Annotated in this window: 12 protein-coding genes; 11 read left to right on the top strand and 1 reads right to left on the bottom strand. The window is 32.0% G+C overall.

What is annotated here, in order from left to right:
• The first annotated feature begins 29 nt into the window (after window positions 1–29).
• The 11 genes from ACEN92_RS14495 to ACEN92_RS14445 all read left to right on the top strand — a co-directional run bounded on the left by ACEN92_RS14495 (window position 30) and on the right by ACEN92_RS14445 (window position 10,988).
• Entirely contained in the window at window positions 30–1,010 is a 981-nt protein-coding gene (locus tag ACEN92_RS14495; protein WP_495639064.1) for a PorP/SprF family type IX secretion system membrane protein, read from the top strand.
• Window positions 1,011–1,169: 159 nt separating this feature from the next.
• Window positions 1,170–2,261 carry a sensor histidine kinase gene (locus tag ACEN92_RS14490; RefSeq protein ID WP_495639063.1) on the top strand — a complete coding sequence of 364 codons (1,092 nt, stop codon included), beginning with the start codon at window positions 1,170–1,172 and terminating at the stop codon, window positions 2,259–2,261.
• On the top strand, window positions 2,258–2,947 hold the full coding sequence (locus ACEN92_RS14485; protein ID WP_495639062.1) for a LytR/AlgR family response regulator transcription factor: 690 nt from the start codon (window positions 2,258–2,260) through the stop codon (window positions 2,945–2,947). Before ACEN92_RS14490 ends, ACEN92_RS14485 begins: the two co-directional genes overlap by 4 nt.
• 169 nt (window positions 2,948–3,116) lie before the next feature.
• Entirely contained in the window at window positions 3,117–3,881 is a 765-nt protein-coding gene (locus ACEN92_RS14480; protein WP_495639061.1) for a dioxygenase family protein, read from the top strand.
• A gap of 24 nt (window positions 3,882–3,905) precedes the next feature.
• The gene (locus ACEN92_RS14475; protein WP_495639060.1) at window positions 3,906–4,598 is read left to right on the top strand and encodes a pirin family protein; all 693 of its coding nucleotides are present in this window, start codon (window positions 3,906–3,908) and stop codon (window positions 4,596–4,598) included.
• A gap of 19 nt (window positions 4,599–4,617) precedes the next feature.
• Entirely contained in the window at window positions 4,618–5,124 is a 507-nt protein-coding gene (locus ACEN92_RS14470) for a hypothetical protein (protein WP_495639059.1), read from the top strand.
• A gap of 242 nt (window positions 5,125–5,366) precedes the next feature.
• Complete coding sequence (locus ACEN92_RS14465) at window positions 5,367–6,554, top strand: phosphoglycerate kinase (RefSeq protein WP_495639058.1); 1,188 nt, start codon at window positions 5,367–5,369, stop codon at window positions 6,552–6,554.
• Window positions 6,555–6,662: 108 nt separating this feature from the next.
• Entirely contained in the window at window positions 6,663–8,486 is a 1,824-nt protein-coding gene (locus tag ACEN92_RS14460) for a LysM peptidoglycan-binding domain-containing protein (protein ID WP_495639057.1), read from the top strand.
• Window positions 8,487–8,532: 46 nt separating this feature from the next.
• The gene (locus tag ACEN92_RS14455; RefSeq protein WP_495639056.1) at window positions 8,533–9,507 is read left to right on the top strand and encodes a DUF4837 family protein; all 975 of its coding nucleotides are present in this window, start codon (window positions 8,533–8,535) and stop codon (window positions 9,505–9,507) included.
• A gap of 40 nt (window positions 9,508–9,547) precedes the next feature.
• Window positions 9,548–10,189, top strand: a complete 642-nt coding sequence (locus ACEN92_RS14450; protein ID WP_495639055.1) for a DUF1579 domain-containing protein — start codon at window positions 9,548–9,550, stop codon at window positions 10,187–10,189.
• A 349-nt stretch (window positions 10,190–10,538) separates the two neighbouring features.
• On the top strand, window positions 10,539–10,988 hold the full coding sequence (locus tag ACEN92_RS14445; RefSeq protein ID WP_495639054.1) for a GNAT family N-acetyltransferase: 450 nt from the start codon (window positions 10,539–10,541) through the stop codon (window positions 10,986–10,988).
• A gap of 106 nt (window positions 10,989–11,094) precedes the next feature.
• Here the strand turns inward: ACEN92_RS14445 and ACEN92_RS14440 are convergent, their stop codons facing one another.
• Entirely contained in the window at window positions 11,095–12,732 is a 1,638-nt protein-coding gene (locus tag ACEN92_RS14440; RefSeq protein ID WP_495639053.1) for a S41 family peptidase, read from the bottom strand.
• Between the last annotated feature and the right edge of the window lies 1 nt (window position 12,733).

Below are 12,733 nucleotides of genomic sequence, written 5' to 3'. Positions count from 1 at the left end.
CAATGATGTTATCTAAAAAATTTATTACAATGAAGAAATTAATAGTATCCTTAGTACTCATGGCTGTAACATCAGGTTACAGCCAAGAGCTAAACCTACCAGTGTTTACACAGTATTTGGCGGACAATCCTTTTGTACTTTCTCCTGCCTATGCAGGTATTGGTGATAATCTTAGAATTAGAGTCAATGGTCTGACTCAATGGGTTGGAATTAAAGATGCTCCCGAAAATCAATCTGCGTATGTTGATTTTAGGCTTCTTGATCGTTCAGGAGTTGGTATTTCAGTTTATAATGATAAAAATGGTAATACGAGACAAACAGGTGCAAAAGTTTCGTTTGCTCATCATATTATTTTAGATTATTATTCTAAGCAGTATTTATCTTTTGGTATTTCTTATAACTTTAATAGTTTCAGGGTAGATACAGGTAACTTTACTAATCCAAATGATCCGAATTCAAATCCTCTTGATCCTTCGGTAACCAATAATCGTTATACAGCTAACAATAACTTTGATATTAGTGCTTTATATCGTAATAAAAACTTTTTTTTCAGTTTTAATGCCAACAACGTTTTAAAGAAGAGTGTTAATATTGAGAGAGTTGGCGAACCGGATTTACTTTCTAATTATCAAATATACTCGGGCTTTACTTTTAGAGACGGTGAAAATAGCCGCATCGAATATGAGCCATCTGTATTTTATCAATATTTTGCGAGTGATAAGCGTTCATCTACTGATTTAAACTTTAAATACAGACGTTATAACCGTTACGAAGAATATTATTGGGTTGGGGTTTCTTATCGTATGCTGAATGACCAGTTTCCAAAACCTTTATCTGTTGGACCAATGGTTGGTTTTATGAAATATAAATTCTATTTTGGATATTCTTATCAGATAATGTTTAACGATTTAGGATATTACAACTCCGGAACACACGTAGTAACGTTAGGATTTGATTTCCTTCAGGCATTAAGCAGTTGTCCTTGTACGGATAGTCCTGTTCATGATTAATTGTTTTAAACAGAACATTTAAGAGATAATAAACTGCTATTATAAAGCAAGCCGCAACAATTTATGTGGTTTACCGCAATAATTTGAAATAGAGTAGTAATAGCGTTAAATTTGACTATTATCATTTTGTCTGTCAAAATAGATATTAAATTTAATTTTATGAAAGCAACATTTTCATTTTATGCTAAGCATATATTTTTGTGCCTTGCTTTTTTATTTTTGCCGTATGCTTTTACGTCAACAAATAACAATATTCTTTCATTGCCTAATTTGTATTCCAATAGTCATGATCGTATTTATCTTTTTATTTATTTTAGCTTACTCTGTTTCTTTTATTTCAACTACTACTATTTAATTCCACAATATTATTTTTTAAACAAACAGTTTTTATATTTTGTAATTATTGCTTTCTTTCTTTTGTTTTTTCTTTGGATTTCGAAAGTTTTAGATCATCCAAATCATAATTTTTTAGACTTTGGTAACGATCCGGCACCATTTATAAATAAGCAAGGTTTCATAAACAATGATTTTAGGCCTCCTCCGCCAATGTCAAATGCTCCTTTTAACAAAATAGGACGTCCTCCAACTCAGTTCGGACATACAATTTTAATTTATCTTTTGGGTGTGATTTCAAGTTTGTTTTTTGCTATTTCCGGACGTTTGATTAATGTAGAAAAAGAAAAAATGAAATCTGAACTGGCTTTCCTGAAAGCACAAATAAATCCGCATTTTTTGTTTAATACACTGAATAGCATTTATGCATTGGCTTTGAAAAAAGATGATAAAACTCCTGATGCAGTCATACAATTATCAGAGTTAATGCGCTATGTAATTACTAACGCTAATGATCAGGTAATAGATTTAAGCAAAGAAATCAATTATATTAATAATTTTGTTTCACTTCAAAAAACACGACTGGGTCAAACTGTGAATATTGATTATAAGGTAAATGGAAGCCCTTATGGCAAAGTAATTACACCGCTGATTCTAATTTCTTTCATTGAAAATGCTTTTAAGCATGGCGTAAATCCCGACCAAACTTCTGCAATTTGCATTTATATAGATATTTTTGACGAAGAATTAACTTTGAGAGTATCTAATAAAAAAACATTTTCGGTTCATTCCGAAACTGGAATTGGACTGCAGAACACAATCGAGAGATTAGTGTTTTTGTACCCTGACACGCATCAACTTACAATTGAAGATACTGAAGATCAATATACCGTAAATTTATCCATAAAAGTAGGATGATAAAAGCAATAGCATTAGATGATGAACCTTTGGCATTAGAAATTCTGCAAAATTTATGTGCTGATATTGAGTATATAGATCTGCAAAAAACCTTCACCAAGTCAGAAGAAGCTTTTAAATACCTTAGAAAATTCCCTGTCGATTTGTTATTTTTAGATATCAATATGCCCTCGATTTCAGGTTTAGACTTCTATAAAAAATTGCCGCACAAAACAATGGTAATTTTTACTACGGCCTATTCAGAATATGCTGTAGAAGGATTTACATTAAATGCAACCGACTATCTTTTAAAACCTATTTCGCTTTCCAGATTTCAACAGGCTATGGAAAAAGTTTTTCAACAATGGAAAACCCAAAATCAAAACTTAGAACAGCAATATCTTTTTATCCGTGCCGATTACAGTTTGATAAAAATCCTTTTTTCAGAGATCTTATATATTGAAGGGTTAGATGACTATCTTAAAATTCACATTCAGAATCAAAAAACGATTGTTGCCAGAATGACCTTAAAAGCAATTCTTCAAAAATTACCTGTTGCTGAATTTATTCGCGTTCATCGTTCCTTTATTATTTCAATTTCTAAAATGGAAAAGATTAGAAATAAAATTATTCATATTGAACAAGCTGAAATTCCAATAAGCTCGAGTTACGAAACAGCTTTCTATGATTTTTTAAATCAAAAATAACACCTTTTAATTTATCAGTTTTTTATTATAAATATTTTTTTTATTTCTGTTTACCGCAGAATTAGTGTTGATTACCTCAAACTTTTTTTAGCATTATAAATTCAAATAATTTTGCTTTGAAACTGCCTTTAAATCATTTAAGCGATTAACACATTAAAACTAAATAATTATGAAAAGAAAAGATTTTTTAAGAGGTCTGGGTTTAGTAGGAATAGGTTCTTTGGCTATTCCAATTCTAAACGCATGTAGTAAAGACGACGATTCTTCAGAAACTTCAACCACAACTGATACTACGTCAGGAGTCGATACTACTTCAGGAACAGGTTCTACATCGAGTAGTTGTTCAGTTACTTCTTCAGAAACGGCAGGTCCATTTCCAACCATTACACCATCTTCTTTGGTGAAATCTAATATTGTCATGGATAGAACCGGTGTAGGTTTTACGATTAATATTACCATAAAAAATACCAATGCAAGTTGTGCAGCCCTAAAAGGAGCTCTTGTTGATATTTGGCATTGTGATAAAGATGGTTATTATTCAGAATATGGAGGAACATCAATGCAGACTGTAAATTATACTGCAGTACATTTTCTAAGAGGAAGACAAGCGACTGATGATAATGGATTAGTGACTTTTACGTCTATATTCCCCGGTTGGTATTCTGGTCGTGCAACACACATACACGTTCATATTTATAATGCCAGCGGAACATCATTGTTAGTAACGCAAATAGCATTTCCGGAAGGTACAAACAGTGCGGTGGCTTTAGTGAACGCATCAACAGCAAGCGGATACACCAAAGGTATGTCTGGTTATACGTATAATGCTGCAGATGGTGTGTTCTCAGATTCGGTAGCTAATGAACTGTCAACAATTACAGGAAGTGTAGCTGATGGTTTTGTATTAGCACATACAATAAATGTTGCTGGTTAATCTTATAAAAAATATATTTTTAAGATGATAGTTCAAATTCCAGCTCAAATATACAAATCTGAGGAAAGAGGTGCTTTTCAATCAGAAAAACACAATTGTTTTGCGACTTTTAATTTTGAGCATTATCAGGATTTGTCCAGACAGCCATTCGGATCTTTACAAATTTTAAATGAAGAAATATTAGGTCACCAAAAACGTATTTCCAGAGTTATAAAAGAGAAAACGAATGTGATTATTTTACCGCTGTTTGGAGGTATAGAATTTAAGGACAATCTTGGTAATTCGGAATTTTTAAGAGTGGAGCAAATTAGAATAATTACTGCTGATGCTGAAATGTCTTTTGAAGTTTTTAATCCATATGAAAATGAAAATGTAAGCTACCTGCAAATTGATTTTCAAAAGGATAAACAATATTTTGAAAATTACTTTCAGCAATCTGAAGTTGACTTAACTGTCAGGAATAAATTAACCCCTTTATTTGAAGTTGAAAAAGCTGTTGGCTTTATTGGTATTTATGATGGAAGAAAAGAAGGTTCTTATACTTTGAAAAAACCTGAAAATGGTATTTTTGTATTTGTAATTAATGGTGCTTTTGAAGTTGAAAACCGGCTTTTAGAAGCTAAAGATGGTTTGAGTATGAGTGAAGTTGATAAAATAGAATGGGAAGCACTGTCTGAAAATGCTATTTTATTGGTATTCGAAGTCCCTTTAAATTAAAAAGGTTAAAACAGGATTTATGAAAATATCAAAAATAAGACTGGCGTATCGTGTAGTTATTGATAGTTCCTCTACATTAATCTGGGATAAATATGTTTTTGAAGATACCTATAAAGAATATCAGATGCAAAGCCAGCAATTTAATTCTATTACAGATCCGAAGAATACTTTTAGGGAATTATTATCCGAAAATGAAAAGGCAGAACAACTGCATTTTTTAGTTGGAATTGCAGCAGACGGTTATGTTGCCCAGCTAAAAGGTAATTTTCACAGAGTTTCAGATGTATTGGGCAATAATTATTTTCCTTTTATCAACTATAAGTTAGATATATTAAACAGCGATATAACAGATCAGTCAAAGCATAAAATCGGTATTACTTTTTATTCACCGTTATTGACTTACATTGGAATTATTGAAGGCAATTATGTAGTTTCTAAAAATACCGGGAACACCAATGAATACGAAACTATTATGTTTCCCGTACAGCGTCAGTTGTCAATTTGTTACATTCAAAAAGAAGAATAAGAATACATTTAAAAAACAGCACTTTTGCTTTGCCTTTTCTATTCTGATAGTTTGATAGAAAAGGCTTTTTTTTATTAAATTAATATTTGAATTTGTGTTTAATATTTAATAAACAATTTTATTTGTGAAATTATAACGATTTCGTTCTTTATATTATCAATTTTTTAGTTTATCTGAATTTATAACTACCCTAAAAGTTCTATATTTGCTTTTCTTTCAAAAAAACTAAAATATTTAATCAAATGAAAACTTTAAACGATTTCGATTTCAAAAATAAAAAAGCAATTATCCGTGTTGATTTTAATGTACCGTTGGATGAAAATTTCAATGTAACAGATGCTACACGTATTGAAGCTGCAAAACCAACTATTGATGCTATTTTAGCTCAGGGCGGAAGTGTAATTTTAATGTCACACTTAGGAAGACCAAAAGGTGCTGAAGAGAAATATTCATTAAAACATATTCTAAAAACAGCTTCAGAAATTTTAGGAGTTCCGGTTCAGTTTGCTGAAAACTGTGTTGGAGAGGCTGCGCAAACAGCGTCTAAAAACCTTAAGCCAGGTGAAGTTTTATTACTTGAAAATTTACGTTTTCATGCAGAAGAAGAGGCAGGAGATGTTGCTTTTGCAAAAGAACTGGCTTCATTGGGTGATATTTATGTAAATGATGCTTTTGGAACAGCACACAGAGCACATGCTTCAACAACAATTATTGCACAATTTTTTCCAACCGAAAAATGTTTCGGAACATTATTGGCAAAAGAAATTGAAAGTTTAAATAAAGTACTTAAAAATAGCGAAAAACCGGTTGTTGCTGTTTTAGGAGGTTCTAAAGTTTCTTCTAAAATTACCGTGATCGAAAACATCCTTGATAAAGTAGATCATATGATTATTGGAGGAGGAATGACTTTTACTTTCGTTAAGGCGCTGGGAGGTAAAGTAGGTAATTCTATTTGTGAAGATGACAAACAAGAACTGGCACTTGAAATTTTAAGATTAGCCAAAGAAAAAGGAGTTCAGATTCATATTCCGGTTGATGTAATTGCTGCGGATGATTTTTCTAATACTGCAAACACTAAAATTGTAGACGTGAAAGAAATTCCTGACGGATGGCAAGGTCTTGATGCAGGTCCTAAATCTTTAGAAAATTTCAAGGAAGTAATCCTGCAATCCAAAACAATTTTATGGAATGGACCATTAGGAGTATTTGAAATGGAATCATTTTCAAAAGGAACAATTGCATTGGGTGATTATATAGCTGAGGCTACTAAAAATGGAGCTTTTTCATTAGTTGGTGGAGGTGATTCTGTTGCTGCTGTAAAACAATTTGGTTTCGAAGATAAAGTGAGTTATGTTTCAACAGGCGGAGGAGCAATGCTTGAGATGTTAGAAGGAAAAGTACTACCTGGTATTGCAGCTATTTTGGACTAAATATAACAATTAACATTTTTTTTTACATTTTTTAGCGTTATTCTGCTTAAGTTTGTAAAATACCACTTCTGTAATTGTTTGAGTTATAGAATTTTAAAAAAATGTTATATGATTATAAGAAAAATTTCCTTAGCCGTTTCAATCTTTTTTTCATTAACTGTTTTTGCACAAGATGTTGTTAGAGCAGATATAGAAATTAAGCCTGAAGTAAAGATTTCGTACTTAGATTCAATTAAAAATTCGTTTAAAAAAGACAATTTAGCAATACGCGTTGATAGTCTTTGGATGAAAGAATTAACAAGTCTGGATATTTATGATGACTTAACAAAAGACATCCAGAATATTAATACAGATAAAAATGTTGATGTTGAATTACCGACAGAGTTGTTAAAACAACGACTTCAGGCGATGAACGAAAAATCACCATTTGGAATAGAATACAATCAGGGTTTAGAAAATATAATAAAGTCATTTCTTAAGAATCGTAAAAAATCGTTTTCCCGATTAATGGCTTTATCTGAATATTACTTCCCTATTTTCGAAGAAGCTTTTGCCAAACAAAATGTTCCTTTAGAAATTAAATATTTAGCCGTTGTAGAATCTGCTTTAAATCCTAAAGCAGTTTCTAAAATGGGCGCTACCGGACTTTGGCAATTCATGTATGGTACAGGAAAACAGTACGACCTAAAAATAGACTCGTATATTGATGAACGCAGTGATGCCCTAAAAGCAACAGCAGCAGCTTCAGAATATATGACCAAAATGTATTCTGTTTTTGGTGATTGGGAACTTGTTTTGGCTTCTTATAATTCAGGACCAGGAAATGTTACCAAAGCCATCCGTCGTTCCGGAGGAAAAACCAAATACTGGGATATTAGAAATTACCTTCCAAGAGAAACCCAGGGATATGTACCCGCTTTTTTAGCAACTATGTATCTTTTTGAATATCACAAAGAACATGGAATCAACCCGGAAAGAGCCGTAATTAAAAACTTTGAAACAGATACTGTTCGTATCAAGAATCAAATGACTTTCAAACAAATAGCAGATTTGTTAGATATGCCTCAGTCGCAAATTGAACTTCTAAATCCTTGCTATAAACTAAAAGTGGTACCTTTTTACCAAAATGAGCAGCATTTTTTACGTTTGCCAAAAGATAAAATTGCTACGTTTCTGACTAATGAAGATAAAATCTATGCTTATGCAAAATATGATTCCAATCTCATAAGAGTCCCTTCAAGATTAGCTTTGAAAATAACTCCAAAAATAAAATCTAAAACCGCAGACTCGCTTAAAACTCAATATTATACAATTCAAAATGGAGATAATTTAGGTTCAATTGCTGAAAAGTATAATGTAAGTATCACAGAAATTAAACAATGGAATAAACTGAAAGGAAATTCGGTTGCATTGGGTAAATCATTAAAGATTAAAACTAATACTCTGATTGTTAATCCTAAAGAAATAAAAACAGCTCCTGAATTGACTAAAAAGACAGCCGAAGATGCAATTGCTTCTACTGAAAATTTAGAAAAAACAGAAGTTCAGACAAAAGAATATATAGTACAGGCTGGTGATAATCTTGGAAGTATCGCTAAAAAATACGGAAAAACTGTAGCCGAATTAAAAGAATGGAATAATCTGACATCCAACAATATTGGTTTAGGAAAATCATTGATCATTTCTAAAAATTTAGAAGATGCTTCTGTTAATACTACCACTGTAGCTATTGCATCCAATTCAATTGACTCTTTTAAGAAAAAAGCTAATAGTCAAAAAAATATTGAACAAGATTATTACGTTAAAAAAGGAGATTCATTATATAGTATTTCCAAAAAATATCCTGGTGTAACTATTTCAGATATCAAAAAATGGAATGGAATTAAAGATGAGGATATAAAACCAGGAATGAAGCTTAAAATAAACGGATAATAAAAAATCTTACCTAAATTTGGGTTTTATTTCATAAATTGTAAAAATGAATAAAACCCATTTTTTATTTCTAATACTTTCGGTTTTACTGGTTTCCTGTTTTCAAAAAAATGAAAATCAACCACAGCCAAAACCCGGAAAAACCAATACAATCTCTATAATAATAGATGATCAGTTATGGTATGGTGAAGTAGGTGACAGCATACGGAATAAATTTGCATCTCCGGTTTTAGGCCTTACCCAGGAAGAGCCTTTGTTTACGATCAATCAATATCCCGCTAAATTACTTGAAGGTTTTGTAACTGACAGCCGAAGTATTATTGTGGTCAAAAAGTCAACTACAGACAAATTTGAAATCAAAACAAACGATAAATCATTACCACATAATACTTTTAGGATTTATGGAAAATCAATAGAAGATATTATTTGCAGTATTGAAATGAATTCAGGAGAAATTATTAAAACTATCCGTGAAACCGAAATTAAAAAACTGCAACAGGATAATAGAAAGTCACTTTTGAATCCGGCAGTTATCAAAAATAAATTTCATATCGATCTGCAAGTTCCAACCGGTTATGAATACATGCTGCACAAAAAGAATTTTATCTGGCTGAAGAAAGAAATTATTAGTGGCAATACAAGTTTGCTTATTTACCAAATCCCATTAAAGAGACTGAAAAATAATTCAGATATTGTTGGCAACATTATCAGGATGAGAGATTCTGTCGGGTATTATATCAAAGGACGTGAGCCTGGCACACAAATGATAACAGGTGAAGATTATGCGCCCTATTTTTCGATTACTAATTTAAATGGAAGAAAAACGTATGAGACTAAAGGCACCTGGGAATTAAAAAACGATTTTATGACCGGACCTTTTATAAATTATGCCGTTGTGGATGAGGAGTATAATCGAATTTTGGTAATTGAAGGATTTTGTTATTCCCCATCGAATCAGGAACGTGATTTAATGTTAGAATTAGAAGCAATTATAAAATCTGTGAAGATTGATAAAAGATAATTTCTTATTTTTGTTTTAATAAACATTAAATCAGGTAATTATGAAAAATTTGTATGTAACATTATCAATGTTAGTGTTTTGTTTTTCTTCTTGTAAAAAAGAAATTAAAACAGAAACGGAAACTACTAAAGTTACTGATAGTGTTAAAACCGAAGAACCAATTGCAGAAAAACCTTTAGATTCTGCAGCACAAATGAAGGCATGGAAAGAATATGCCACACCAGGTAATCCGCATAAAATGATGGCCGATGAAACTGGTACATGGGACTGTGACATGACCTTTTGGATGGAACCGAACGGCAAACCGGAAAAAGCAAATTCTACAGCAGTTATTAAGATGATACTTGGCGGCCGCTATCAGGAAGGTAACTATAAAGGTACTATGATGGGGCAGCCTTTTGAGGGTAAAAGCACACTCGCCTATAATAATGCAAGTAAAGAATATACCACAACTTTTATCGACAACATGGGTACTGGTATGATGGTGGCTGTTGGAAAATACGATGAAAAGAGTAAAAGTATGGAGTTAAAAGGTGAAACGGTTAATCCGTTAAACGGTAAAAAAACACCATATAGAGAAATCTATACTATTGTCGACCCAACTACGCGTAAAATGGAAATGTTTGACACTAAGAATGGCGAGGAATTCAAGAGTATGGAAATCATAATGAAAAAGAAATAAATACAAATTCGTTGGGGGTAATAAAAGATCTATCATTGTCAACCTGAGCGGAGTTGAAGGCTTTTATAGGAAGAAGGGCTTCGACTAAGTTTATCCTGAGCGAAGCCGAACGGACTCAGCCTGACACTTTTTGAATTATAACCAAGGGTTAAGACATTTTTTATTATTGAAACAAAAATCCCGATTGGACATATACAATCGGGATCTTTGTTTTTATTAAAATCGTATTTGTAATTGAGTTAATTTTAGAATAATTTAATTTTTTCAAGGACGCCAAAGAAATAATTTTTCTATGTTTGAATGAAAAAATATAATCCTTTTATTAGAACAAGAATAAAACTGAAATCAAATGGAATTAAAATGGAAAATAAAGCCGTTTGAGGCACTAACTGTTCATGACTTATATGATGTGCTCAAGTTAAGGAGCGAAATCTTTGTGGTCGAGCAAAACTGCGTTTATTTAGATCTTGACGGTAAAGATAAACTCGCTTTACACTTAATTGGTCAGTATAATGGAAAGGTTGTTGCCTATTCACGTTTATTTGATGCAGGAATTAGTTTTGATAATGCTTCTATCGGAAGGGTTGTAGTTGATGCCAATTATCGTGATAAAAAATGGGGTCATGATTTAATGCGTGAAGCCATTGCAGGAATAAAATCTAATTTTCATACAGATAAAATCACAATTGGTGCTCAGTTGTATCTAAAGAAATTTTACGAAAGTCACGGATTTGTCCAAACCAGCGAAATGTACCTGGAAGATGATATTCCGCATATTGAGATGAAACGGAATAATTAAATCGTAGTAATAATTTCATTTTTCTTATCTAAAGAATCCGGAAATATTTCAATTTGCTGTACTGACAAGTTTGAAAATAAAGAAAAGAAAAAGCGCTTTACTAATTTTACATTTTTAAAATGGTTTTATACTCAGTTTGATTATTTAAAACGTTTACCGCTTTTTTAATTTCTGAATTGTTTTTAATATAATATTGGTACAAACCTTCCTGATATTGATATCTTTTGATCAGTTCTTCTAATATCAGGTTTTTAATTTCTTTTTGGTTTTTATCCAATAACGTAGTTTCGCTTTTTTCTATTGCAGCTAATAATTGTTGATATTCTGCAACTATGGTTTCATCTATTTTTTCGTTTTTGGCTGCTGCCAAAGTATTTTTCAAAGCAACTTCTGTTTCTGTATCAAATGTAATTTTATTAACTTTTAAATACTGTTTGAAACTGGCATAATCAGCATCGGTTAATGTTGGGATTTTCTCTCCTAAATTTGGATTTTTGTAATAGTAAGACGTTGCATAATCAAATATTCCGTCGTTTTTTAAGAGTGCAGTTGTAATCGGACTCATTTTAGCTTCATCCAATTCAATGTCCGGTAAAACTCCCCCGCCATCATAAACAGTTCTTCCTTTTCTGGTTTTAAAGGCATTGAAGTTTTTAGAATCCATTTTTTGTGCCACACCATTTTTGTCCTTATGGGCATAATCCAGTGCCTGAATACAACGGCCAGAAGGTGTGTAATATCTGGAAATAGTAACTTTTAATTGTGTTCCGTAAGTTAAATCGACTGTGCGCTGTACCAAACCTTTTCCAAAACTTCGGCTTCCCAAAATTACTGCACGATCCAAATCCTGCAAAGCCCCGGATACAATTTCTGATGCAGAAGCGCTTCTTCCGTTTACTAAAATTGCTAATGGAATTTCAGTGTCAATCGGCTCTTTTTGAGTTTTATAAGTATTGTTGTGTTTCTCGATTCTTGATTTTGTGGTTACAATAACTTCATTCTTCGGAACAAATAAATTACAAATATCAATTGCTTCATTAAGAAGGCCTCCCGGATTTCCTCGTAAGTCGAGTACAATCTGTTTGGCACCATCAGCCTTTAATTTTTCAAGTGCTTCTTTTACTTCAACAGAAGCTTTTCTGCTAAAATGTGACAAAACAATATAACCTGTTTTGTCATCAATTTTTCCAAAAAAGGGAACAGATTTAATATCAACTTCATCTAAAACAAGTTCAGTTGTATACAATTTATTCTGACGAAGGTATTTTATAGTGATTTTGGTATTTTTTGCTCCTTTTAATAATTGTGAAGCATCATCTTTAAAATCTGCAATCAAAACATCTCCAATCTGGATAATTTCATCGCCTGCTTTTAAACCCGCTTTATCAGCAGGATAATTTTTATAAGGTTCGCGAACAATTAAACGGTCTTTTTTTCGTGCAATCATAGCACCAATCCCTGTGTATTCGCCGGTATTATTAATTTTGAAATTTACTACATCCTGTTCGTTGAAGTAAACAGTATAAGGATCTAAGCTTCCCAGCATACTTTTAATTCCCTTATCCATTAAGTCACCGGGATTAGTATCGTCAACATAATTAGTGTTTACGGCTTTGAATAAAGTAGTGAAGATTTCGATTTGTTTGGCGATTTCAAAAAAATCATCTTTGAAACTGGCTCCAACAAATAAAAATCCTGCTGCAACTGCAGGGATAACAAACCTCTTTTTGAAATAACAATACATG

It is taken from the genome of Flavobacterium sp. Flavsp81 (assembly GCF_059491325.1).
The sequence above is the reverse complement of the archived record's forward strand: the minus strand, read 5'-3'. Positions and strand labels throughout refer to the sequence as shown.